This is a genomic window from Vibrio sp. B1REV9 (assembly GCF_905175395.2).
Lineage (GTDB): Bacteria > Pseudomonadota > Gammaproteobacteria > Enterobacterales > Vibrionaceae > Vibrio > Vibrio alfacsensis.
Genome location: NZ_HG992746.1, coordinates 1,173,917 through 1,199,199, shown reverse-complemented (window position 1 = coordinate 1,199,199; position 25,283 = coordinate 1,173,917). Strand labels below are relative to the sequence as shown.

The 25,283-nt window shown below is 44.6% G+C and carries 21 protein-coding genes and 1 pseudogene; 12 read left to right on the top strand and 10 right to left on the bottom strand.

Going from position 1 to position 25,283, the window contains the following annotated elements; genetic code table 11:
- Positions 1-19 precede the first annotated feature (19 nt).
- Positions 20-1,012 carry a porin gene (locus KHN78_RS19435; protein WP_211918253.1) on the bottom strand — a complete coding sequence of 331 codons (993 nt, stop codon included), beginning with the start codon at positions 1,010-1,012 and terminating at the stop codon, positions 20-22.
- A gap of 281 nt (positions 1,013-1,293) precedes the next feature.
- On the opposite strand from KHN78_RS19435, the gene KHN78_RS19430 reads away from it, so the two are divergent.
- The 3 genes from KHN78_RS19430 (at position 1,294) to gltS (KHN78_RS19420) (ending at position 5,526) form a co-directional block, all read left to right on the top strand.
- Positions 1,294-2,253, top strand: a complete 960-nt coding sequence (locus KHN78_RS19430) for a LysR family transcriptional regulator (RefSeq protein WP_211918251.1) — start codon at positions 1,294-1,296, stop codon at positions 2,251-2,253.
- 317 nt (positions 2,254-2,570) lie between these two features.
- The gene (locus KHN78_RS19425) at positions 2,571-3,551 is read left to right on the top strand and encodes a DUF2860 domain-containing protein (protein ID WP_211918249.1); all 981 of its coding nucleotides are present in this window, start codon (positions 2,571-2,573) and stop codon (positions 3,549-3,551) included.
- Between the two features lie 739 nt (positions 3,552-4,290).
- Positions 4,291-5,526, top strand: coding sequence for a sodium/glutamate symporter (gltS, locus tag KHN78_RS19420; protein ID WP_128812373.1), 1,236 nt, complete (start codon positions 4,291-4,293; stop codon positions 5,524-5,526).
- Between the two features lie 86 nt (positions 5,527-5,612).
- Here gltS (KHN78_RS19420) and KHN78_RS19415 read toward each other — a convergent pair whose 3' ends face one another.
- Positions 5,613-6,443, bottom strand: coding sequence for a hypothetical protein (locus KHN78_RS19415; RefSeq protein ID WP_211918247.1), 831 nt, complete (start codon positions 6,441-6,443; stop codon positions 5,613-5,615).
- On the bottom strand, positions 6,443-7,303 hold the full coding sequence (locus KHN78_RS19410; RefSeq protein ID WP_211918244.1) for an ABC transporter ATP-binding protein: 861 nt from the start codon (positions 7,301-7,303) through the stop codon (positions 6,443-6,445). Before KHN78_RS19410 ends, KHN78_RS19415 begins: the two co-directional genes overlap by 1 nt.
- A gap of 590 nt (positions 7,304-7,893) precedes the next feature.
- On the opposite strand from KHN78_RS19410, the gene gltS (KHN78_RS19405) reads away from it, so the two are divergent.
- Together gltS (KHN78_RS19405) and KHN78_RS19400 are read left to right on the top strand one after the other, a co-directional pair.
- On the top strand, positions 7,894-9,120 hold the full coding sequence (gene gltS, locus KHN78_RS19405; RefSeq protein WP_211918242.1) for a sodium/glutamate symporter: 1,227 nt from the start codon (positions 7,894-7,896) through the stop codon (positions 9,118-9,120).
- A 210-nt stretch (positions 9,121-9,330) separates the two neighbouring features.
- Complete coding sequence (locus KHN78_RS19400; RefSeq protein ID WP_211918240.1) at positions 9,331-10,197, top strand: glycerol kinase; 867 nt, start codon at positions 9,331-9,333, stop codon at positions 10,195-10,197.
- Positions 10,198-10,306: 109 nt separating this feature from the next.
- Here KHN78_RS19400 and nagB read toward each other — a convergent pair whose 3' ends face one another.
- A complete protein-coding gene (nagB, locus tag KHN78_RS19395) occupies positions 10,307-11,107 on the bottom strand; it encodes a glucosamine-6-phosphate deaminase (protein ID WP_211918238.1) in 801 nt (266 codons plus the stop codon).
- Positions 11,108-11,485: 378 nt separating this feature from the next.
- Between nagB and KHN78_RS19390 the strand changes: the two genes are divergently transcribed.
- Positions 11,486-11,737 carry a DUF3081 domain-containing protein gene (locus KHN78_RS19390; RefSeq protein WP_128813485.1) on the top strand — a complete coding sequence of 84 codons (252 nt, stop codon included), beginning with the start codon at positions 11,486-11,488 and terminating at the stop codon, positions 11,735-11,737.
- Between the two features lie 217 nt (positions 11,738-11,954).
- Here KHN78_RS19390 and KHN78_RS19385 read toward each other — a convergent pair whose 3' ends face one another.
- Positions 11,955-12,308 (bottom strand): DUF413 domain-containing protein, encoded by a 354-nt coding sequence (locus KHN78_RS19385; protein WP_128812414.1) that lies wholly within the window; start codon positions 12,306-12,308, stop codon positions 11,955-11,957.
- Positions 12,309-12,456: 148 nt separating this feature from the next.
- On the opposite strand from KHN78_RS19385, the pseudogene KHN78_RS19380 reads away from it, so the two are divergent.
- A pseudogene (locus KHN78_RS19380) lies at positions 12,457-13,349 on the top strand (LysR family transcriptional regulator).
- A 97-nt stretch (positions 13,350-13,446) separates the two neighbouring features.
- On the opposite strand, the gene KHN78_RS19375 reads toward KHN78_RS19380, so the two are convergent.
- The gene (locus KHN78_RS19375; RefSeq protein ID WP_128812416.1) at positions 13,447-13,650 is read right to left on the bottom strand and encodes a hypothetical protein; all 204 of its coding nucleotides are present in this window, start codon (positions 13,648-13,650) and stop codon (positions 13,447-13,449) included.
- Positions 13,651-13,964: 314 nt separating this feature from the next.
- On the opposite strand from KHN78_RS19375, the gene KHN78_RS19370 reads away from it, so the two are divergent.
- The 3 genes from KHN78_RS19370 (at position 13,965) to KHN78_RS19360 (ending at position 16,734) form a co-directional block, all read left to right on the top strand.
- Positions 13,965-15,332: a DNA-3-methyladenine glycosylase 2 family protein gene (locus KHN78_RS19370; protein WP_211918236.1), complete on the top strand. Its 1,368-nt coding sequence runs from the start codon at positions 13,965-13,967 to the stop codon at positions 15,330-15,332.
- Positions 15,329-15,811: a methylated-DNA--[protein]-cysteine S-methyltransferase gene (locus KHN78_RS19365; RefSeq protein WP_211918234.1), complete on the top strand. Its 483-nt coding sequence runs from the start codon at positions 15,329-15,331 to the stop codon at positions 15,809-15,811. The genes KHN78_RS19370 and KHN78_RS19365 overlap by 4 nt, the downstream gene beginning before the upstream one ends.
- A gap of 101 nt (positions 15,812-15,912) precedes the next feature.
- Positions 15,913-16,734, top strand: a complete 822-nt coding sequence (locus KHN78_RS19360) for a hypothetical protein (protein ID WP_211918232.1) — start codon at positions 15,913-15,915, stop codon at positions 16,732-16,734.
- A gap of 84 nt (positions 16,735-16,818) precedes the next feature.
- Here KHN78_RS19360 and KHN78_RS19355 read toward each other — a convergent pair whose 3' ends face one another.
- The 3 genes from KHN78_RS19355 to KHN78_RS19345 form a co-directional block, all read right to left on the bottom strand.
- A complete protein-coding gene (locus KHN78_RS19355; protein ID WP_211918230.1) occupies positions 16,819-17,427 on the bottom strand; it encodes a YitT family protein in 609 nt (202 codons plus the stop codon).
- 308 nt (positions 17,428-17,735) lie between these two features.
- Entirely contained in the window at positions 17,736-19,166 is a 1,431-nt protein-coding gene (gene nhaD / locus KHN78_RS19350) for a sodium:proton antiporter NhaD (RefSeq protein ID WP_211918228.1), read from the bottom strand.
- 546 nt (positions 19,167-19,712) lie between these two features.
- Positions 19,713-20,738, bottom strand: a complete 1,026-nt coding sequence (locus tag KHN78_RS19345; protein WP_211918226.1) for an acyltransferase — start codon at positions 20,736-20,738, stop codon at positions 19,713-19,715.
- 277 nt (positions 20,739-21,015) lie between these two features.
- Here KHN78_RS19345 and KHN78_RS19340 point away from each other — a divergent pair, with 277 nt between their 5' ends.
- Together KHN78_RS19340 and KHN78_RS19335 are read left to right on the top strand one after the other, a co-directional pair.
- The gene (locus KHN78_RS19340) at positions 21,016-21,606 is read left to right on the top strand and encodes a TetR/AcrR family transcriptional regulator (RefSeq protein ID WP_211918224.1); all 591 of its coding nucleotides are present in this window, start codon (positions 21,016-21,018) and stop codon (positions 21,604-21,606) included.
- Positions 21,607-21,743: 137 nt separating this feature from the next.
- Complete coding sequence (locus tag KHN78_RS19335) at positions 21,744-22,598, top strand: alpha/beta fold hydrolase (RefSeq protein ID WP_211918222.1); 855 nt, start codon at positions 21,744-21,746, stop codon at positions 22,596-22,598.
- A gap of 99 nt (positions 22,599-22,697) precedes the next feature.
- On the opposite strand, the gene KHN78_RS19330 is transcribed toward KHN78_RS19335, so the two are convergent.
- On the bottom strand, positions 22,698-25,238 hold the full coding sequence (locus KHN78_RS19330) for a glycosyl hydrolase family 18 protein (RefSeq protein ID WP_211918220.1): 2,541 nt from the start codon (positions 25,236-25,238) through the stop codon (positions 22,698-22,700).
- Positions 25,239-25,283: the final 45 nt, after the last annotated feature.

Genomic DNA, 25,283 nt, shown 5'->3' with positions numbered 1-25,283 from the left:
TTGAGGTCCTTACAAGGGATTAGAAAGAAACAATCAAACCTAAGTTGACGTTGTCGCCTTTAGCGCTCGTTTCAGGGGCCGTGTTCTCTTCCCCGTAGAAAGCCGTTTCCGCAAAAACAGAGAAGTGAGCGTTGAATTTATGATTCACGTTGGCGATCACCAAAGACTCATCATCGCGATTAGCGTCTTTCCAATCGGCGAATTGGTAGCCCAAACTCATTGAGGTATCACCATAGGTGTATTTACCGGAAATGCCGTATACGTTGCGTTTACCAAACGGTGCGTCATAGTCAAACTCTGCAACTGCTCCTAGGTAGAGCTGGTCCCAGTTGTAGCTCGTCGCCACGATCGTGCGTTGGCTGTCTTCTTCTGCACCACCAAGCATCTCTTTAGAAGTCAGCGATTGGTTTACAACAAGACTAAAGTTGCCTTGGTTGTATAACGCGCGAAGGCCAAGAATGTCAGCATCTTCATCGTTGTGTTCGTCAGGAGAAACGATCGCCGCTTTAAAATGGAAAGGACCAAAATGAGGAGTGATTAATGCAAACTGATTGGTCGAGTAGCGTTTACCGCCAAATAGGAGGTTATCGCTATGGCGTTCCATGTTGTTGCTTTCAAAAATGTCGATTTTGCTGTAAAGGTCAGCCCAAGTACCGGTTGTACCTGAACCAATAAACGTTCCACCCCATTTTTTGCTCATCATGATGATGTTTGCTTCACGAACAATCAGATCGTTGTCGTCAGCTTTTTCGCCTTTTGCATTAAGTTTTGGCATTGATTCTGAATATTCCGCTTCCAGTTGGTAGCGCAAATTAAAATCATAAACGGGTACAAAACCGACAAGACCCGCTTCCGCTTGGTAGATATCGGTGGTGTAGTCATTGCCTTCTTGAAATGCCGCTTGAGCACGTACAGAACCGTAAAATTCAGGTGTTGAAATTTCCACTGCTTGAGCTGTTGCGCTCAGTGATAGACAACCAATGATGGCTGCACTGCACATATTTATTTTCATATTTTTGTCATAAGTTGTAATAGTTTTTCACGGGCGAGTATATGAATGACAAATCGTAAGGAAATGACGCTTTGTGCATCGCTCTTATTTAGAATCTGCATAAGGTGATGTTGGTTGAAGTATTTTCTTAAATTTAGAAAGTGGATTAGCGTTAACTTATTGAATAAATTGGTTTTAACTTAAATTTAAATAAATGGTAGCAAGCTGTTATCTTTAATGTCTTTTTGTAGTTTGACGTTTATCTGATAGAGTTTTGCTTTCTTTTCTTACTCATTTCTCCCATGTCGTTACAGCTCGATACTTTACGAATGTTTTGCTTATTGGCAGACAAATTAAGCTTTACCGAAGCGGCCGATGCGCTCAACATCAGCCAGCCAACGCTAAGCCGGAAAATTAGTCAATTAGAACAGTCGGTTAAGCTACGATTGTTCCATCGAGGAGGGAGCCAGATTCACCTGACGCCTCAAGGCGGGGTCTTCCTGGAAACGTGTCAGCGTATTTTGCAGGATCTCGATAACACCGTAGACGGTCTTCACGATACGTCAGATTCGATTCGCGGGGACATTTCGATTGGTTTGCTTCATCCTATGGCTCGCTGGTTAAGCCAAGGCTTTTTTAGAGAATTTTCCCAGCGTCATCCTAATATTCGTTTGCATTTGACTACACTTCATCCGACGTTATTACGCGATATGAGCAAATGCGACATCATGATCTCACCACTGCTTCCTGATGATTTGTCATTGATCGCGAAGCCTTTGATCAAGTATCGCCGCATCTTTGTCGCTTCGCCGGAATACATTGAGCGATTTGGTCGTCCTCGTCATCCCCAAGAGCTGTCGAAACATCAATGCATTACTAATACTAATTCGCCAAAGCCTGAATCCAGCTGGTACTGGGAAGGAGAGGCGAAAGAGTGTGGGTTGGTTGAAGTCAATGGTGTTATTTCCACCGATTCTGTCGATGTTGCCAGTAATCTTGCGATGTCTGGGATGGGGATTGCGTTGGTGCCTGAAGATCAAGTAAGGGCTTATATCTCGGAGAATTACCTTGTAGATTTGTTTGATGGGCATTACGGACAGTGGGGACAAATGTATGCGGTATACCGTTCACGTCAGTACCTCCCGTCCAGGTTTAGCGTATTTATGGAAGAATTAAGACAGTTCTTAGAGCGTGCAGATGCCAGTTATTTGGTGATTTGGAAAAGCCAGTTTTCGCTCTTGAGTACAAAAGGGACCGAATAAGTCTGCCTATCTGAAACTCGTGTTCGGAATGGTTACTCTTGAATGTGCACTCTTGAGACGTCGTTTTTATCCCTATTTTCGCGAGAACTATCACTTCAACATCCTGCTAATAAGCGTTTGCTATGGTTACGATAAACCATTGAGTTTGTTTGCCTTTAAATGACCTGTGTACAGTTCGCCCTTTTGTTCTCTTTGAACGTTCAGAATGCGCATTGACCGTGGGGTAAATGACCCTGCCTTTATTCATGATTTCACTGATTCGTGATGTCAACGCTGCTTAAGTTCTGCTGTCTGTCCGGTGTTAATAAAGGTTATTCATGAAAATTAGATTCTCTCTTTTACCGCTTGCGATGGTTTCATTACCATCGATGGCTAATTTGGCAAGTGCTCCTGGCCTTAGTGGTGAAGTATCTGCAAGCATCGGTTTTAGTCAAATTAGCTCCAATTTATACACTGGTGGCGATAAATCGATTTCTAGTCCATATCAGCGTGCGGGTGATAAAAATAATGCGTTTCTATTTCCGCTAGGTAATGCGGCGTACACTTTTTCGGGGCTTGATAAGCAAGTTTACTTTGGTGTATCCCGTGATGACTTAGCCGTAGGTGATTTGGCGATTGAGCTGGGTTACCGTCAAGCATTGTCTGATGGTATGGTTCTGGATCTTTCTATCTTACCGACCCTTGTTAATAAAGACGTTTGGGCAGATCCTTACGCGACTAAAGTAAATCGTTCAAAAACGGAAGAGTCTGGCAACGCTTTCCGCTTAAAGTTAACCAATGTCAACGGTACAAATTTTAGTCTTGATACTGCTTTTGCAGTGAAAGATGTAGAAAATGAGAAATCGGGACAAGGGCTAGGTCTGAGTGAGTCACAACGAGATCTTCTCTCTCGTGACAGTTCTTCATTCTATCTAAAAGGCTCTTACCAGCTTCAGTTAGACAAAACGTCATCTTTACGTCCATCGGTAACGTTAACCAAAATTAATGCTGACGGTGATGCATTCTCTTCGAGTGGTCTAGGGGCGGAAATTTCTTATTTTAAAGTGCTTAACGAGCATCGATTTGCATTGACGGCAAAATACACCAATCGTGATTACGATGAAACCAACCCGCTCTATGGCGTTAAACGTGAAAATAGTGAAGCGGGCGTGTTCTTTGCGTATGAGAAAATTGATTTTATGGATTGGAATGATTGGTCACTTGTTGTGCTAGCGGGTTTTAACAACAATGATTCCAATATTGATTTCTATGACGTTCAAGAGTCTTTGATGTCTGTGGGTATGAACTACCGTTTTTAATTATGTAGGTAGGCGACATTAAGTCACTGACAATTTTGGGGAAAGTTAAAGTGAGCGGCTCAATTGAGGCGCTCTTTTTTTGGCTTGAATATGGCGTTGTTCTCACTAGAGAGAGCCATTAAATCAAAGTCTCTTGGGTAGCTAATAATATCGAGATTTATTTATATATGTGGTGAATGTCACTGAAATGAGGAAAATTATCAGAGATATGATATAATTCGGTTCCGTTGTAACGAGATGACTTGTTACAAGCTTGAGTATTTCCCGGGATTCGGCTCGTTTTAATCACCATGAGTCAGAGTATGTAAACTACGATGGGATACAAGCAAATCGAGCTGTTAGAGCGCCATTTTGGCGCTCTAGTCGTTATAACGGGAAAGGAACTTTGTCGATAGTAATGACGTTTTCTGTTTAAGTAAGGGAGCCCGATAGTGGCTCAGAAAGCGTCACGCGAACAATACTCACAACATTATGTCTATCCACAACAAGCCGTCATTTTGCTTTGGATGTGAAGACGACAAGAAGGAGCTGGACAGGCTCCTTTTACATTTTAGGGCTTGCGAATAGCGCTTAAATAAGAACACCGCTTAACGACCGTCCCTTAAACTAGCCTAAGGCGCATTTACACAACCTTTTGAGTATTTTCGTAGAAATATAGCGCTAAAATTTGCTATTGAACGAAGGTTAAACTAACACTCAATCATTACGGAGGATGAAGAGAACAATAATAAGAGGCGATATGAATCATTTAATATCTGTAGGTGCACTGGAGTCCTTTTTGGTTGCGATCAGTGTGCTTTTCCTGGGGCATTTCATTAATGCTAAGCTACCGATCTTAAAGAAATTCAACATACCTGAGCCGATTGTCGGGGGCTTGATTGTTGCCTGCATCATTACTGCTCTTCATTTTAACGGGGTCGATCTGGAGTTCGATTTACCGTTACAAAATACATTTATGCTGATGTTCTTTGCGACTGTTGGTTTGGCCGCAAACTACACTCAGTTGATGAAAGGGGGCGCGAAGGTCTTTATCTTCTTAGCGGTGGCGTCGTTTTACATCATTATTCAAAATGGCGTTGGTGTATCACTTGCGGCGGCATTAGGATTGGATCCACTGATGGGGCTTATCGCTGGGTCGATTACGCTATCTGGTGGGCACGGCACTGGCGCGGCATGGTCACAAACTTTCCAAGACGTTTATGGACTACATAACGTATTGGAAATTGCGATGGCGTCAGCGACATTTGGCCTGATCATCGGTGGTATCATCGGTAGTCCGGTTGCGCAGCGTCTGGTCGAAAAGAACAACATTGAATCTGAGTATGGTCGTGGTGGTCGAGATGCTAAAACTCACGAGAAATTCCCAGAATTGGTCACATACAACGAGTACGAAGAAGACAAAGTAACCGCGAAAAAAGTGGTTGAGAAATTGTTCTTCCTATTGATCTGTGTAACAGGTGCTAAGTACGTAGAGCAATGGGTGAGCACTTACGATATTCAATGGCTGATGATCCCTGACTTCGTGTACGCGTTGTTTATCGGCGTGATCATTACCAACTTCTTGGAAGTGACCAAGATTCGTAAGTTGGACGCGGAAACCGTCGACATGTTAGGTACGGTGTCGTTATCTCTGTTCTTAGCGATGGCTCTGATGAGTTTGAAATTGTGGAACATCTTCGACTTAGCAATCCCATTCTTGGTGATTCTAGGCGTGCAGTCAGTGATTCTGGCTATCTTCACCTACTACGTAACGTTCAAGGTGATGGGTAGCAACTACGACGCTGCAGTTATCGCAGGTGGTCACTGTGGTTTTGGTTTGGGTGCGACCCCAACGGCAGTAATGAACATGGGTTCTATTGTTAATCGCTTTGGTCCGTCGCCACAGGCATTCATGGTGGTGCCGATTGTGGGTGCATTTTTCATCGACATCGTTAATTTGATCATTTTGCAAGGCTACATTTCGTTCCTTGGTTAAAATGATATTGCTTTAAAAGTAAAACGGTCACAACTTGGTTGTGACCGTTTTTTTATATCTTGATTGTCAACTTAAGTGACATTGCCTCACGAAATAGTGCGACTGAACTTGATGCTGGCTGTCCACGCCATCACCCCAATGAACATGTAAATGCCTACATTTGTCCAACCTGCCTCAGGAATGGCACTAAACGGATTCGATGCTAGTATCGCATGCAGCGGTAGGGAGAAAATCGCCGAAAAGAATTGGTCTAACCCGTAGAAGTTGAACATCGCAATCGGCATCCAACGCAGTGCGTAGATTCCAATCAGGATAACCAATAATGGTGAGTTTACTTTTTGTGATATTGCCATTGCCGTTAACGCTAGTGGTAACAACAGCACCCCTGCTACCATCATTCTCAGCAAAAACTCTATCCAGTGTATCAGTACATAACTTAGTGAGGCTTGGCGAGACAGCACTTCAAATTGATGGTCTGTGACGGTATTGAGTACCCACAACATGGTATCGGTTGCCAATACAAGGGGCGAACATACGAGAGGAATTACCAGCAGACCAAATGTCAGCTTCACTAAGTGGGTTCTTACATCACTAATAGGCATACTACGCCAAAACATGATACTACCCTCTGAGCGCTCTTTACGGAGCGTTCTTGGGAAGTATTGTGTACCAAGCAAGATGGATAATAATCCTATCCCGCCAAACACCAATGTATTGATGCCATTTCCTAGATCAGTATGAATGTCACTCACATCACCACTGATGCTCATTTGGAACAACACATTATGCTGTAGGGATGCACTGCTGATTAAACTGACGAACAGCAGCACGCCACAGCCAAACATGAACAGAGGTATACGGATAACGAGCGGGTTTTCTATCCACTCTCTACGTAGCATCGTAATAATAGAACGCATCACACGGTCTCCTTTTGAAGTGCTAAAAAGAGATCCGCTAGCGTCGCGCGTTGCACGTTACCTAGCCCAGCGATGTACTCTGCGTATTGCGATGATAGCAACCACTTGGTGGTTCCTAACCCTTTTTGTGATGAAAGGGGAGATATAGCCTCTATTTGTTGAGCTTGCTGCTCATTGGCTGTCTCTAAGATGAAGTAATCGTTATTCACGTCTTTCATTGAGGTTTGCAGGACAGAACGCCCCTGTTTGAGTATCAACACATCTGTGAGCAATGGCTCAATTTCTGCCACTTCATGACTGGTGATGATCATCGCTCGCTTGCCATCTTGAAACCATTCCAAGAGTTGACGATAGAATGTGTCACGATAAATCAGATCTAAGCCCAATGTTGGTTCATCCAAAATGAGAATCTGAGTATCGGTGGCGATCACGATAGCTAAGTGCAACTGCACTTTCATTCCTTTGGAAAGGGACCGGATGCGAGCGCGAGGCTTGATGTCGGTTTGAAGCAACATCGTGTCCGCTTTTCGGCGGTTGAAACGTGGATGGACGCATTCGGTGTAGCTAAGCAGTTGAGCTACCGTCATCCAATCAGGTAGCACGTTAACATCGGAAATGTAAGATAAGCTCTGCATGATTTTGTCGCGCTGTGTCATTGGCTCAAAACCATTGATACGAATGGTGCCTTGGTAATTATGCGCACCAAGCAGGGCATTGATTAGGGTCGATTTACCTGCGCCATTGTGACCCAGCAAGCCAAGTACTTGACCTGAATGTAGTTCAAAACTGATGTCGTGCAGAGCTTCTCCCTGCTGACGATACCGCTTTGATACGTGTTGTACGCGGACTAATGCGCTCATTGCTCACCTTAATATGTAGCCAGAATAGTTAAAATATGAGCCAATCTCACTCTCTCTTTTTGGCAGAGTGTATTGGCTTAGCATCTTTGTCAAACTGGACGTGAGTTAGGAGGGGGAGCGCACCATGAGTTCTTATCAAACGAGCTATTACAAACAGGGCTATTACAAAATGGCGTCAACGGATTATTTGCCACTTTTGCTTACCTCGGTAGTTTGTCACGTGACCATCTACATCGATGGTCATCTAGCATGGTTTTTGCCAAGTCTTTGCAGCGCAATTTCACGTAAATTTAGAGCGCAATCGCATGCGCATTGACCAAACGATTTTGACTTAAAAATGTCCACTTCTCACGAGTTAAGAATGCTCTAAAAATCAGCAAAAACGTTTGTTAAAGAAGTGAATAAAAGTATTTTTATCACAGAGTGAGAATTCAATGAATGAAAATATCACTCATTTCCCGTTAATTGAGAATGAAAGGGTTTTGTAGCCTAGAAAAGTACACGCACAGTAGGCACTCTGACCTGCCTAAATACCGCTCAAATGTTGAGTTGCTACTCATCGGATGAGAAAAAGGAAGCAAAGAGGTTTTATGAATCAGGTTATTTCTGTTGGCCCACAAGAGTCGTTTCTTGTCGCAATCTGTGTGTTGTTCTTGGGGCAATTCATCAACGCTAAACTGCCAATTTTAAAGAAATTCAATATTCCAGAGCCGATCGTAGGTGGTTTGCTTGTGGCTTGTGCGATCACGGCAATGCACTTTAATGGTGTAGATTTGGTCTTCGACTTGCCATTGCAAAATACATTTATGCTGATGTTCTTTGCAACGGTTGGTTTAGCCGCAAATTACACGCAGTTGATTAAAGGAGGCGCTAAGGTCTTTATCTTCTTAGCCGTCGCTTCGGTTTACATTCTTATCCAAAATGCTGTGGGTGTTTCTTTGGCAACAGCATTAGGCTTAGATCCGTTAATGGGACTGATCGCTGGTTCGATTACCTTGTCGGGTGGTCATGGCACGGGAGCTGCGTGGTCACAAACGTTCCAAGACATGTACGGTCTGCACAACGTGCTTGAAGTTGCAATGGCTTCTGCAACCTTTGGTTTGGTTGTCGGTGGCATTATAGGCAGCCCTGTTGCACAACGTTTGATTGAAAAGCGTAATTTGGAGTCGGACTATGGGCGTACCAACCAAACACATGAACGATTCCCGGAATTAGTCACGTACAACGAGCACGAAGAAGATCGCGTAACGGCGAAGAAAGTTGTCGAAGGTCTTTCTATCATTTTGTTGTGTGTGACTGGTGCTGGCTACGTTGGTGATTGGGTTAGTTCGCTAGGCATTAAATGGTTAACCGTTCCGGATTTTGTGTATGCCCTGTTTATTGGTGTGGTGATCACCAACATCATGGAAGTGACCAAAGTTCGTAAAGTGGATGTTGAAACGGTCGACATCCTAGGCACAGTATCACTTTCGCTGTTCTTAGCGATGGCACTGATGAGTTTGAAACTATGGAACATCTTCGACTTAGCAGTGCCGTTCCTTATCATCCTCGCGGTGCAATCAGTGATTTTAGCGGTATTCGCTTACTACGTGACATTCCGTGTGATGGGCAGCAACTACGATGCAGCGGTGATTGCGAGCGGTCACTGTGGCTTTGGTCTGGGTGCGACACCAACCGCGGTAATGAACATGGGATCAATCGTGAACCGTTTTGGCCCGTCTCCACAGGCGTTCATGGTGGTGCCAATCGTAGGCGCGTTCTTTATCGACATCGTGAACTTAGTGATTTTGCAAGGTTGTATTTCGTTTATTAAATAACTTTAGCTCAAGTTTATTGATACCTCTCTGAGGGTTAACTCCATCACTCGTTTCTAGCTAAGCCAGTCCAATGTGACTGGCTTTTTTCTTTTGCAGGCGAGATTTCAACACTTTTCTACTTCCATTACTTGAGTTGTATCGAGTACTTCAAGCCCTGAAATCTATGCGATAATATCATTCCATCTTTGGTTGTAGCGGGAGACATGGAACGTGTCTGAAAAAATCTCAACATCAGCATTAGCAAAGCGGCGCCAAGTTGAAGCAAAGCAGCTGTTTGCTGATCTCAAACGAGCGGGTTACATCACTCGCCAAGAGGATAACTGGATTCTCACGGAAGAGGGCATCAAGTTTGGTGGTGAGTATGTTGAGCACTCTAAATTTGGCCCGTTCATCGTCTGGCCGACCACGTTACACATCGAATTGTCTCTTTCTTCTGGGCAAACATTCAGTGCTACGCAATTAGGCGACAAGCTTAATCTCAATGCGAAGCGGATGAATCAATTACTCAGTGAGCTAGGTTGGATCAGTAAATCTGAAGAGGGGTGGACACTAACAGAGGCCGGAATACGTGCAGGAGGCCAACAGAGAGCAGATAAAGCCTCTCAGAATACCTTTGTCGTTTGGCATGAGATTGTGCTGCGTAATAAGCGTCTGAAGCAGTCTGTGGTGGAATTCTTAGGGCAAGACGCTGAATCCCATTCAACTGATAAATCGTATTCCAGTTTTCGCCAGAAGTTTGAGGCTAAGCATCGAACGTTGGATGGACATTACGTTCGTTCTAAAGGGGAACTGTTGATCGACAATTGGCTCTATCTTGCGGGTGTCGTGCACGCGTATGAGCGTCAGTTGCCAATTGAACAAGATGTCATGAGCGATTTCTACCTGCCAGGTGGCAAAGTCTATTTACAATTTTGGGGTAGCGACACCGGCGAGATGTTAGAAGCGGAGCGAGAGAAGATTCGTGCGGTGTATGAGCAGCACAACTTTAATCTCATTGAGGTCAAACCCAGCGAGTTAGATAAGCTCGATGAGGTATTACCAAAACGTCTACGCCTGTTTGGTATACAAGCCTATTAAACGCTGAGTTAACGATTTTTAAATCCCTAAATCTTCAATAACGAAAAAACCCGTGATGACTCACGGGTTTTGTGTATTCAGCGTTTATCTTTGGTTGCCTCCCGAGGGATTAGAAACCTTTGATGTTTTCCGCTTCTAGCTCAGAGAAGTATTTAACAGTCTTCACTTTAAGTTCTTGTTGTGAAGGCTCGTCACAAACAATTACCGCTTTAGGGTGAAGTTGAAGAGCAGAAACCGTCCATAGGTGGTTTACGCTGCCTTCTACTGCTGCTTCTAGAGCAAGTGCCTTGTTGTGACCTGTTACTAGGATCATCACTTCTTCTGCGTCTAGCAGCGTGCCAACACCGATCGTTAGTGCGTATTTAGGAACTTGGTTGATGTCGCCATCGAAGAAACGAGAGTTCGCGATACGAGTGTCTTCAGTCAGTGTCTTGATGCGAGTGCGAGAAGACAGAGAAGATGCTGGTTCGTTGAATGCGATGTGACCGTCGTTGCCTACGCCGCCCATGAATAGGTTGATCTTGCCGTAAGACTTGATTTTGTCTTCGTAGCGTTGACATTCTGCTTCGTGATCTTCCGCGTTACCGTTAAGAAGGTTGATGTTCTCTTCTTTGATGTTCACGTGGTTGAAGAAGTTGCTGTACATGAATGAGCGGTATGATTCAGGGTGATCCGCAGGAATGCCGATGTACTCATCCATGTTGAATGTCACAACGTGTTCGAAACTCACTTCACCCGCTTGGTAAAGTTCGATTAATGCTTTGTAAGTTGCTAGAGGAGTGCCACCAGTTGGTAGACCCAGAACGAAAGGACGCTCAGCTGTTGGTTGGAAGTCGTTGATGCGCTTAGCGATATGTGCTGCTGCCCACTTGCCTACTTGTGCTGCCTGAGCTAACGGGATAAGTCTCATTTTGTGCCCCTAGTTATTGGAATTTAGAATGTGTTGAAACATTAATTCGCATTATAAAATAAGTATTGTTGAACCGCCATTGTTTTAGGTCAAAAAATTGTGTTTTCTTTAACCAATGTCGTTTTTGTGACCATTTGTGACGTTTGCTTCAAACTTTTGTCGTCTCGTTCATTCAAAGCGTCTTCTTATATTGACAATAAAATTTATCACTGAAATTAAGTTTCAAAATGAGATTTGATACCTCGGTTAAGAGGGGGCTGTACCTTCGAGATGTCGCACTTCGAGATGTCTCATTCCTGAACAAATCCGAGTGTGAATGTGGCATGGATGGGGTCTATTAACCATACTTACTGTATGTGTACTATGGAGGGACTTGCGATGAAAAATGAATTGGATCCAAGCAAAGTACTGCAAGCGTACGAATGCGTTATGAACAATGGCACACCAACCGAATTTGGCAAAATCTTTGAGGGGGTAGAAGCGTTTTCTGATTATGATGGATATAACGTATTTCTACGAGGAAATGGTGTCGAATTGAAAGTAGGTTTCCACAATACCTATCACTTGGAATACGATCAAGAGCACTTAAAAGAGAGCTTTTTGAAGAAAGTTGCGATGCTGGCTAAATAGAGCGTGTTAAACGTAGGGCATATTAAAACTTGCTTTTCTCACTCGTGCTCTGAGTGAAGAGAGAGCCTGAGTCCACAAGTGCTTTTGGCGAGTTTGAGTATCAACTAAAAAGCCCTTAGGGTAGGTCCTGAGGGCTTTTGGAAAAGAAAGGTTGTTCGCGTCACTCTTCAAGAGCGAATCTTTGTTTGTACAAGCGTAAACGCTCAGACATTATTTATTAATCGTCTTCAACCAAGGTCTCTTCTGCATAGTCATCCGACGCTTCAGGTTTGTTGCGGCCGTTTAGCGTATGGAAGCGTTTGCGACCTCGAGCCAGTTGAGTGTATTTCAACCATGTGCGCTCAATTTTTGTTTTTGCTTTGCCTGGGTTTTCTAGAACTTTTACGAAGTGTTTTTCTTCGCTGTTCTCAGGAGTCAGCTCGCCTGTTTCTAGGCCGAGCATAGTATCCCCATAAATTGTTAGGATTTCCTCTTCTGAAAGAGTAAAATCGCCAGACTTTGCAAAGCCGCGTGGGAATTTTACGTTGTCGTAAAAACGTTTTTTGCCATGACGAAATTCAGTGTCAGACATATCAACAGCCTCTGTAACCGTTATTGATGAATGTGGTGAATTACGGCAGAAATTAGGCTCAAAGTTATCAAAAGAAAAACAAAACTTTTTTGTCGTCAAGATTTTAATTAGTTGTTAATCTGGTTTTATATTAACCAGGAGATGGTTTATGGATGTAAAGGTCTTTCGAACATTTTTAGAGCTGGCAAAGGTTCGGCACTTCGGACGAGCTGCAGAGAACTTGTATATTACGCAAGCTGCGGTGAGTGCTCGTATCAAACAGTTAGAAAGTTATTTCGATACGCAATTGTTTATTCGTGATCGGAATAACATAAAATTGACTTCTGCTGGTGAGCGTCTCATCGGTTATGCAGAGGTAATGGTAACAACTTTGCAACAAGCAAAGCTCGAATTGTCACTTGAAGATGGTAAGGCTTTGCAGCTTACTATGGGGGGTACACCAAATATTTGGGATGCGTATTTGCAAAATTGCCTGAGCGTGGTCACGGATTCATTTGGTGGTTATGGCTTCATGGCGGAAGTCATGGGGCGTGAAATGCTCAGCCGCAGCCTTTTAGAGCGCACATTAGATATGGCGTTTGCTTTCGATCAGATTAAAGCGGATGAGCTAAATTGTAAGAAAGTTGCTGATGTGGTCTTGGTATTAGTATCTACCGAGCCTGATTCTCTAGATACGGTGTTTGATAAAAAATACGTATACGTGGATTGGGGGACGCGCTTTGCATCAGAGCACGCAGAACGTCATCCAAAAATTCCAGCGCCATACCTAAGAACATCGACTGCACGTATCGCGTTAGATTTCGTTTTGGAAAAGGTGGCAGTGCTTACTTACCAGCGTCTTTGGTTGAGCCATTTATCGCAAGTGGGCAGCTCTACAAGGTGTCAGGCATCGAAGATTGGTATCGTCCTATCTATTTGAGCTATCGCAAAGCTAGCACGTCTGTAGAAGCAATTAAGCAGGTAGAAGAAATTGTAAAAGATATCGACCCACTTACCGCTTACAGCTTGCAGCAAATTGCCGATATCCCTGCAGATGAGTAGAAACTGAATGCAAAGAGTAAAAAAGAACCCCTTGGTTTAGTGCCAAGGGGTTTTCTTTTATGGGGTACAGCTAAAGTATGAGAGAAACCAAGACCGTTTATAAATTCATTAGGCTTTCTAGTGATTCTTCTACGCAGTTGTAGTGGTAGGTTCGAATGTTTTTGCCATCGGTAGTGTTGATCTGAATTTCAGAAACTTCCTTATCAGAATCGCGCTCGAGAATTTCTATTGAGTGCTCCACCGATTTGCTGGTAATGACTTTCTGATTTTTTAGAACGATCACGCAAGTATGTAAGTCCATGCCAATTCCTTTTAGCCAACGTTGTTGTGTTTTTTCCAATATAAAATTGTTTTTTTCTAAATTTAAACTTAGCGTACTGAGTGATGAAAGCCAAAATTTCGCAATATTGATTTCCGAAAATGGCCAGCGCACGCAAAGCGGTCATTTTATACTCAAATGACATTCTCATCGTAAGCTGCCATGTCGAATACTTCAACCGTCAATTGTGATAGTTAAGTCAGTCTTTATAACTAGGAAGTTGCGATAGTTAGTTAAGTTGCAATGGTTGGTTAGGTTGCAATAGTTAGGTAAGTTACTACTGTTAGGAATATTCGATGCTCATTCATCCTCACACCATGCTGACCTTTGAACAGTGTCAAAAAGCACGAATAGCGCGTGATAGCCGTTTTGATGGCCGTTTTTATGTTGCGGTAAAAACAACCGGGATCTTTTGTAGACCGATATGCCCGGCGAATATACCCAAGGAAGAAAATGTCGAGTACTTCACTGATAAAACTCAAGCGCTGAAAGCTGGGTATCGTCCGTGTTTGCGTTGTCGTCCTGACAGTGCACCAGGCTCTTGGGCGTGGAAAGGGGTGGAGACGACATTTCTGCGGGCGATAAAGTTGATCGATCAAGGGGCGCTACATCAGCAGTCTTTGGTGGCATTATCAGAACGATTAGGGATAACCGACCGCTATCTACGTATGCTGTTTGAAAAATATTTGGGGATGGCGCCTAAACAATACGCACAGTACCAACAATTAATGTTTGCTAAGCAATTGTTGCATTCGAGCACAATGACAGTGACGGAAGTGGGTTTTGCTGCGGGATTCAATAGTACGCGTCGTTTTAATGATGCATTTCAGAAAATCCTTAAGTTGACGCCATCACAAGTGCGCAGAAAAGAGTTTGATGGCCTAGGAACGAATCGTATTGCGTTGCCATATCGAGGCGAATTGAACTGGCAGCATATGCTTAGCTTTTATCAACAGAGAGCCATCGAAGGAATGGAGAGGATTACCGAAAGTTCCTATCAACGTTATGTTTTGATTGACGATTGTAGAGCGTATTTCGAGGTCACTCAGAAAGATGGTTATTTGGAGATGGGATTTGAGATTGATGATGTAGCCAAGCTACAGACTTTGGTTTCGGGCGTACGCCGAATGTTTGATCTTGATGCGGACATTTCCAATATCGAACAGCACCTTGAGTATATTGCACCAGGCTTGGTAACAACGCGAGGAATACGCATTCCCGGAGTGTGGAACCCGTGGGAAGCCGGAGTTAGGGCGATACTCGGCCAGCAAGTTTCTGTTAAAGCTGCAATTGGGCAACTTAACTTATTGGCAGAAACGCTGAGTCACGATCAACCAGTGCGTCATTTCCCTACATCGGAGGCGATTGCTAATGCGGATGTTTGTTTTTTGCGTATGCCGCAAAGTCGCAAAGAGACCCTTGTTCGTTTTGCGCAATTTATGTTGCAAGAACCAGAAAGCGATCCGCAAAAATGGCTTGCTCTAAAAGGAATTGGCCCATGGACTGTGAGCTACGCACAGCTGCGAGGCGAATCTCAACCAGACTGTTTTTTAGATAAAGATCTCGTCGTTAAGAAAGCGATGCAAAACTACCCGTCATTGAATGCGCATACTGCGGCGCCTTGGGGCAGTTACGCGACTTTTCACCTATGGAATCAATCATGAAATCACGTTATACGTTAATGCAAAGTCCGTTAGGCGCAGTGACCATTCAAGCTAATGAGCAAGGGTTGCTAGGAATTTGGTTTGAAACTTGTACCACCAAACCAGAGGATTTGGGAGAGCGCGATGATCAGCATGTCGTGCTTCGCCAAACGGTGACCCAATTGAAAGAGTATTTTGCTGGGCTGCGTAACAAGTTTGATTTACCGCTAGCGGCGACGGGCACTGCTTTTCAAACCCAAGTTTGGCATGCGCTGACCACTATTCCTTATGGCGAAACATGGAGCTATCAAGAGCTTGCTAATGCCATCGGGAATCCTAAAGCAGTACGGGCCGTCGGCCTAGCGAATGGTAAGAATCCAATATCAATTGTGGTGCCTTGTCATCGTGTGATTGGCAAAAGTGGAAAATTGACCGGATATGCGGGTGGCGTGGAGCGCAAGCAGCGTCTGCTCGCTTTGGAGCAAGGCAAGCCCTTGTAAGTTGAGGCCACTCCCAGAATCCGGCAAGAGTGGCCTTATTTTCTTAGATTTTATGTAGGGTATAACAGCGATTCAGAGTAATGAAAAAGGATAATAAGGATATGTCTTTCAATACGGATTTTGATGCATTCATTAATCAGAGTTGGCAGCAGCACGAAGCGCAGCCACAACAAACATACAATCAGTTAGAACAAGCGCTTAGCGAGGTGAAAGATACTAGCCATGCTGAGCGCATCTTGCCTTTAATGCTTCACACCGCCATAAGTCATTTACACGATTCAAATCTATTTCTTTTGAGTTTAGATAAGCTCGAAAATGGTGTTGCAACGCAATGTCTTGCGCGTAAACGAGCTAAATCGGTAGCACAGTACTTTGTTGATCAAAATATGGAGCATATTGCTGATCTAGGCGATGTCGATCAGCGTAGGGTATTTGCCCAAATTGCTAACGAGCTGTCGGCGATGAACGAGCTAGAGCAAGCTAGTTCATGGTTAGCGAATGCAGCGGATAGTATCGACTCAAGCACGGTTGCTGAGCCGTTAGCGCGTTCAATTGCGATTACGGGTAACAACCTTGCTTGTCAATATGAAGAGCTTGAAACGCGCTCCGAGGCGCAAGTAGAACATATGCTAGAGGCCGCGACATTGGCACTTGAATATTGGAAAGTCGCTGGGGGGTGGATGCAAGAAGAGCGCGCAGAATATCGACTAGCCATGAGCCTACTTAAAGCGGGTAACCCACAGCAGGCCAAAGTGCATGCTGATTGCTGTGAGGCAATTTGTCGACAAAATGGTGAAGACGCCTTTGAACTCTTCTACGCTCATGATTTATTAATGCTGGTGCACTATCACTTAAGCCAAGTGAGTAAGCAAAGACTGACGGCGAATGACCAGAAATATTGTGAGAACTCGCCATTGGCGTAATCTTCTCGCTAGCGAACTAGAACGAACACAGAGCCCCGAGTTAATCGATCGGGGCTCTTTGTTTTTAGATTTAATTCAACGAGATTAAACAGCCTGTGGCTTCGGCTGATAGCGCCCAGGTTTGTGGTTCATCGCTAATATTAAGTTGGTCGCGATCGCACCAAGTACGGACAGTGCAATTAAGTAAACATCGACGATAAACAGCGACATGACCACGATAGTGCAATCAAGACCCATTTGTACTTTTCCTGCTCGAATGCCAAAGCGTTCTTGGAGGTAGAGTGCCAAGATATTGAATCCACCCAAGCTCATTTTATGGCGGAATATGACGAGCATCCCCATGCCAATCAGTCCGCCACCAAGTAGGGCGGCATACACTGGTTCAATACGAGAAATTTCAATCACATGGTGTAGGTGATCTACCGCAAAAGAAACGATTGAAACGGCGATAAAAGTATTGATGGTGAAGCGCCAACCCATGCGCATTACAGACAGAATATAGAAAGGTAGGTTCAGTGCGAAGAACACCTGACCAAAACTGAAGTCGCTGATTTTGGTGAGGAAGATTGCCAACCCCGCCGTACCGCCAGTAAGTAGTCCCACCTTGTTGAAGAAGATAACCCCAAGTGACACCAACGCGCTACCGAGCGTTAGCGCTAAGAGGTTCTCTCTAAGGCTATGATCTTTATCCATAAAGTATTTTCCTTGGTTTTAAAAACGTGTTAGCTGCGAGCACGCAACCAAAACGGATGCGGTTAGCAAAACGCCAACCAAAGAGGTGCCCAGTCGCCAGAGGCTAAATGGGTTTAATCGCTGAATAAAATGTCGTGAAAATTGACTAATGTCGAGTTTTCAATTGAGATTGCGCAGATGTTAACTGTTTAACACACTTTACACATTACGTTTTAAAAATAGATAAAAGGAGAAAAGGGGGGATATGGATGATGTCACCACCATCCATTCGGAGCTAAAAGGTTTCGACTTAGAAGTTATTACGCTATCTAAGTGAATAGGCTACCATTCATCCATAGATGCGCAGCAATGCTGGCGATATACCCAAGTGCAATCACAGGTGCCCACTTTAGATGGCCAAAGAACGTGTATTGTCCTCTTGCCGCCCCCATTAACGCAACACCTGCTGCCGAGCCAATAGACAGTAAGCTACCGCCAACCCCTGCGGTTAAAGTAACGAGTAACCAGTTGCCCATTGACATGCTCGGCTCCATGGTTAACACGGCAAACATGACGGGAATATTATCGACGATGGCTGAGAGAATACCGACCATCACGTTGGCCCAAATAGGGTTCCACTCGGTATACATCACGTTAGAAACCAATCCGAGGTAGCCAAGTAGACTAAGCCCACCGACACACATTACCACGCCATAGAAGAACAGCAGAGTGTCCCACTCGGCACGAGATATACGATTGAAGACGTCAAATGGCACTACCGAGCCTAGTCGTTTCAACGCGTAATCATCCCCATTAGCAATCGCCATGGCCGCTTTTTTCGCCAGTGAGTGTTTGAGGGTTTTCCGCAGGAAGTAACCAAAGAATTGTAAGTACGCCAACCCCATCATCATGCCAATCACAGGAGGGAAGTGAAGCACAGCATGAAAAGAAACCGCCGTTGCTATAGTGAGGATGAACAGACCGACGATGCGTCGTGCCCCTCGTTTTAGCTCGATGTGTTCGTGAACTGTGTTGGGTTTAGCATTGGGGACAAACATCGCCATAATGAATGCAGGAATGAGGTAGTTGATCAGTGATGGCACAAAAAGAGGGAGAAACTCAATAAAGTTGACGTGCCCGGCTTGCCAAACCATCAGAGTAGTAATATCACCAAATGGACTGAACGCACCGCCGGCGTTGGCTGCAATCACGATGTTGATGCAAGCAAGGTTGACGAAACGAGGGTTGTCGCCAGAGACTTTCATCACCACCGCACACATTAACAGTGCTGTTGTTAGGTTATCTGCGATTGGGGAGATAACAAACGCCAGTCCTCCTGTTATCCAAAATAGTTTTTTGAAATTGAAGCCTTTTCCCACCATCCAAGCCTGTAAGGCATCAAACAGTCGACGCTCTTCCATCGCATTGATGTACGTCATCGCGACGAGTAGGAACAACAGCAGCTCCGCATATTCGAGTAAGTTATGTTCTAGTGCCGCCTTGGCTATTTCAGCTTGGTTGTGTTGAGCGAACGTATAGCCAATCAGAATCCATATTAACCCCGCAGCAAGCAATACCGGTTTTGACTTACGCATTTGTAAGTACTCTTCAAGCATTACCAAGATATAGGCAATCGTAAAGAGTATGAGTGCGGCATAGCCGACGGTTGAATTGATAAGGTTGAGGTCACTTGAGGTCGCTGCAAAGCTCGAACTTGAAACGAACAAACAGCAAAAAGCGACAATAGGATAGATTGACATAGACATTTCTCCTTGTCTGGCTGGAGAAATAGTAGTCACAAATTAGAGGGTTAAGTGTGAGAGAGTTCGAATTAACGTGAGGTGTTAGCGATAGATTTGAGTGTTTGCGATAAAGGTAGCTTGCGCCACTACTTTCTGAGTGACGCAATGCTCGCTGCGCCAAATAAAATCGCTGCAGCGTATAAACCGTAAGTTAGCCAGTGGCTAATTTCTAAAAAAGGAACGAGTCCTTGACCTGCCCACATACTGCCTCCGTTTAATGAGCGGTTATTCATTAAGATTGAATCTAAAGGAAATGAACATTGTTTTTTGTGAGTGAAAGCAAATTACAAAGTATTAGAGATAGGAATATTTGTGACTGAGATAGATGTCTCATTTTTAGGAGGCTTGCTCTAACTCGAAAGAGTTAGAGCAAGTGGAAATAGAAACTGAATCGATTTAGCGAAGCCATCTTGCTTTGTAAAGTAACAGCTAGCAAAGCAAGAGTCAGTAAACTGATAGCTAGTAAACTAATAGCGATTAAATCAATAGTTAGAAAAGTAATAACTAGCGAAGTAGAAGCTTTTTCAACGGCGTTGCTTCAATACCTTTTACAAGCAGTAGGGTGACGATGATGGTGGCTGGGTAGATGAATGCATCTTTTGCGAGCTGGCTTAGTCCAAGTATTCCAGCGACGTTCATCATCATGATAATGACTAATAAGTGACTCACGTAAATCCCCAAGATGCTTGGTGACCATTTGAATACCCATGGCATATTGCCAAAATTTGGATGAGCCAATAGCCACATAAATACGCCAAGCGCCCAAATTACAGTACCAAACAAAAAGTCATGCGAGTTAAAGGCAATGTCGTAATTCATCAGGTAATACGCTTCACCAAAATGCAGTGCCATGCCAGCAAGAATGACGCGAATGGTATTATTACGTGACCACTGCCATTGATGTGCTCTCGCTAGATAGCCTAATACCACTAACAAGGTACTGAAGAATGGGCCATTACGGGTAAAGAATGGCGTTGGAAGTTCCGTTATCGTGATGTAACTGCCTGCGAACACACCGTAGAGGTAAAGTAGTACTGCGGTTGGTAGCAGCAGCTGCGCCATACCCATACGCACTAGAAATGCGATTATCGCGACCGCAATGATCAACGCAGGTATAAACCATAAATGCACCAACCCACCTTCTAAGAGTGAGTTAAATGGGCTTAACATCAAGTAGTCCCAGTACGCTTGTCGCTCGACAAGGTAACCAGACTCTGCCACGGCTTGCCAACGAAACGGCACGAGCAAACAAATTGCGCTCCAGACTAGCCAGATTTTAAGTAGAGGCTTAGCATAGTTTTTGAGTGTTTCTATTGGATTGGCACTAAGTTTTGGCTGGATTAAAAAACCAGAGATAAGAAAAAACAAAGGAACAGCAAAACGAGCCAACTGGTTTAGCATATACCCGACCCAAGGAACGCCATCCCATTGCCAATAGGTGAGTGCCATTTGGCAGTGAAGACCGACGATCGCGAACATTGCGATGATGCGGGAAAATTCTAAACTGGCAATTTTATTTGTCGTTGCCATAAGTGCTTACCTAAATAAAATGAAAAATCGCAACGAACCTAACAGTTAGCGGCTTGGTTCGCGCAGGAAAAAATCAATTCATGAGTGATTGAGAGTGTGCAATTTCTCAAATTCAGACATAGGTCAAATTTCGAAAACGTCAGTGTATTTTCGATTTCAATGTATTGAGGCCTAAAGGAGTCATTAAGAATTATTTTCGTTAGCGGATAGAGATAAAAATGGTCTAGTTACGGAATTAATTCTTGAATAAAAGCACGATCGTGCTAAAAATAATGTTATGAACAAAGGAAAAGTAACCAAAGAGCTAATACTGCAACGCGCATTTCAGCTTGCAAGTGAAAACGGCTTAGAAAGCCTTACCATTGGTGAGCTAGCCAAGCAGTGTGGTATGTCGAAAAGCGGTTTATTTGCACACTTCAATTCCAAACTGAATCTTCAGCTTTCGGTGCTGGAGTTTGCCAATCAAGTCTTCGCAGAGCGTGTTATTGCGCCTGCGCGTGAGCTCGGTGACAGCAACATTGAACGTAAACTACGTGGTTTGTTGGACACTTGGATGACGTGGAATCACTCATTTCAAGGCAGTTGTATGTTCCTCGATGCGTGGAATGATACGGCGGACGAAGATTGTGTGTTGCAAGCTGCATTACGTAAATCGATTGATACTTGGTTGAATTACCTAGAAATTCAGTTCAAGAAAGGCAAAGAAAACCAAGAGTTTGTCGCGGGTTTAGATACGAGACAAGCAACTTTTGATTTGTATGGGCAGTATTTAAGTGCGCACGTGTTCTATTCAATCAAAGGTAAAGAGGAAAGCCAGAGGTTGTTCTGGCAAGGCATTGATAACTTGTTTCGTCGATGCAAGCGCTAGCCCCACTGTAACGGGTATAGTAAAGAATTCATAACAAAGAGCGACAAAGAACGCTCTTTCTTATCCGCTAAAAAAGCACGACCGTTCTATTTTTGTATAAAGCGATTTTGTGTCAGCGGATAGATAAGGAAATGATCATGAGTGAGAAAATCTATTTTAATACTTCACAGCGATTCAGCGTCAAGCGCAGCTTGGTTAACATCAGTACCCGTTTGCACCACACGCTCGCACCATCACACGCGAAAAATACCGCACGTAAGTTGCTACTCACTCCTGTACGTACCCAGCCGAAAAACACAGAACCACAAGGGCTTATAAAAAGTGAAGTACAAGGCCATGCAGGAGCAATTAAAACTTACCAGCTTGGCAGCGGCCCTGTATGGGTTTTGACCCATGGTTGGTCAGGGACAGCGAGTCAATTCTATCCCTTAATGGAACACATTGCAGCCAGTGGCTACACGGCATTGGCTTATGATCATCCAGCGCATGGTGAAAGTGATGGGCAACATGGGCATATTCCAGCATTTGTGTGCGGTCTTGAAGATGTATTGGATTCTGTCGATGAGGTTGCAGGTTTGGTGGGGCACAGCATGGGCACCGCTTCAGCGCTAGAGTGCCGCCACAGTAAATTAGAGAACAAGCCGTTGCTGCTGATCGCGCCAGTGCTTAACTACGTTGAAAACTTATTTGGCAGCATTGCGCGTTCAGGCTATTCAATGAAGTTATTCAAAGCCGTGGTTTCAGAAGTAGAAGACCAATTTAATTACCCGCTTCAGTCGATTGACCCAGAGAAACGTCTAGCGGAACGAGATGCCAAAACCATTATTGTTCATGATGAACAAGATAAATTCACAAAATATAGCGTGTCTGCAAAAGCGGCGGATGAGATTGAACGAGTGGAACTGGTGACCACGCAAGGTCAAGGTCATGGCCGAGTGATGAAATGCGATGAAGTATTTCAAAGCTTTGATCGCTTAATTGAAGCAAGTTGATTGTTGCAGTGAAGCTTTTCAGTAGAAATCATTAGAACTAGAAAGGACAGCCGAGGTTGTCCTTTCTTTTTTTACTATCGAACAATAGGCTCGTAGTGCTTAGTTACAGTTTGCTGGGCCAACTTCTTTCCAAACGCCCCACTCACCAGATTTACTAGGATCTTGACCTTGAGTCCACCACTTAGCTTCCCAAGTTTTACCTGCGAACGTTACTTGGTCACCACCGGTGTAAACAGCCGTTGCATCCCATGCGTTAGTACAAGTGTCGCCGCCCGTGCTGTGCTTAGCTACAACAACCGTTGCACTTGCTGAAGACGTAGCCTGACCATCATTTACACTTACTGTGAAGCTTAGGCTTGTGTCTTGTGGGTATTCTGCTGCGGTGAAGGTCACTTTCGCGCCGCTAACCGTAGCGTTTAGACCTTGAGGTAGCGTCCAATCAAACGTGAGCGTGTCGTTGTCAGCATCGCTAGAGGCTGAAGCATCAATCACAACTACGTCGCTAGCTTTCGCTGTTGCAGGTGCAGAAACCTGTGCAATTGGCGCTGTGTTTGGTGGGTCAATCACGCCTGCTGGCTTAACTGTAACTACAACGAGATCAGAAGCGGTTGCGCCTACGTTATCGGTTACCGTTAGTTTGAACGTTAACTGCTCTTCTGCAGTCACTTCTGCTACATCAAAGCTTGCTGTCGCAGTGTTTGTGCTAGACAGAGCAACTGCAGCACCGGATACTTGCTCCCAAGCGTAGTTTGCGATTGTGCCATCAGAGTCAGTTGAGTTGCTGCCATCAAGAACAACACTTGCAGGCCCAGTTACTGCTTGATCTGCACCAGCTGCAGCCGTTGGCTTGCGGTTTGGTGGAACAACCACACCACCAGCCATGCCTTCGTGCATCGCGTTAAGGATGTCGCCGTTATCTGCATCAATTTCCCAAGAGAATAGACCCGCTAAACCCAGAGATTTCGCGTAGTTGCCTTTTGCCAATACAGAGCGGTGATCGTCAAATGTAATCAGTTCACCCGTTGAACGGTTCCACACCCAAGGTGCTTCTGCTAGTTCGTCGTAACCATATTCAAAGCCGTTGATGCCAGCGTTGTTCGCACCTAGCATGAATGACTTAATACCTTTGTAGTCAATCACGCCATCTTCCCAAACGCCTTGGGTCGTGCTGCCTTTCAGTTTACCTGTCGCAGTACCTGTCATTGGGTCGTTTGGATCCGTTAGCGTATCTGGTGTTACACCTTCCCAGCCACGACCGTACATCGCTGTACCGAGAACAAGTTTGTTCGCAGGAACGCCTTGCGCGAGTAGAAGTTGGATGCCGTTGTCAGCCGTGTAAGCTGGGCCTTTGTACGGTTCGCCGTTTTCATCAATGCCGCTACCATCACACTGACCAGGACGCATGAATGAGCCACAGTAAAGTGCTGTTTGGTGACCAGGAACGTTGTTCCAACCGCCGTAGAAGTCGTAAGTCATCGCGAAGATGTAGTCCATGTACTGCACAGCATCTGCGTAATCAACGTCTTCAATTTTGTCGTAACCAACGCCAATTGCTGAAGTTAGCTCGTAGGTGCGGCCTGTTTCAGCTTCTAGGTCATCCAGCATTGCACGCAGTTCACGCATCAACGCGATGTAAGCTGGGCCATCGTTCACTGGGTCGCCTTTATCTGCTGCAGCACCACCGCCACCAGGGAATTCCCAGTCAATATCCACACCGTCATAGAACTTCCAAGTTTTCAGGAATTTCTTCACTGACGCGACAAATGTGTCACGATTAGCCTTATCTACGAAATCAAAGAATGGATCAGATAGTGTCCAACCGCCGATAGATGGGATGATTTTTAGATCTGGGTTACGTTGCTTCAATGCCATTAGCATAGCGTAGTTACCCTTGATTGGTGTGCTGTATTCATGACCAGCTTGTGCGAAGCTCTTTTGGTACGCCGCCCATGGATCGTGGATAACCACTTCGTAGTCATTCACGCCACGACAAGCGGTTTGCAGTGCGTTGAAGCTGTTACCGCCAACCGATTTCACTGACTCATTTGGACCACAAATTGGGATAAAGCCATAAAGGATGTGAGTCAAGTTATCAACAGGCATGTTATCAACCGTGTAATTACGGCCGTAAATACCCCATTCAACAAAGTAAGTACCCATCACAACGCTTGGGTCTGTGTTGTAGGTTTTGTTGTTCGGGTCAACATTCATGGTTAGAGGCGGCAAGTGAGAACCGTCGGTATCCGCGATAGTGATCTCTGCTGGTGCGCTCTTAGCACAACCCGTTGCGTCACACGCTTCGATTTCCATTTGGTACAAACCACCCTGGCCGTATTCAAACGACGCCGTGGTTTGGCTACCAGTGATAGGGCCTGTTGCTACCTTTACACCATCAAAGTAGATGTTGTAAGTGTCGCCAGACGTGCCACTCCACTGATTAAATTTTACGTTGATCTTAGCTAGCTCATGGTACTTAACCATGTCGTTGTAGCCGGATGTGGTTTCCATTGCCAATTCAATTTTAGAAAACTGCAGGTTGTTGGAACCGTACATATCGATACTTGGTGCGGTAGGCGCTGCATTTGCCGCGCCAGTTAGTGCTAGGGCAACCCCAGCTGCACATAGGTTAAATCGAATCATAACTTATCTCTCAATCCTTGAATTCGTACTCCACGGTGAGCACAA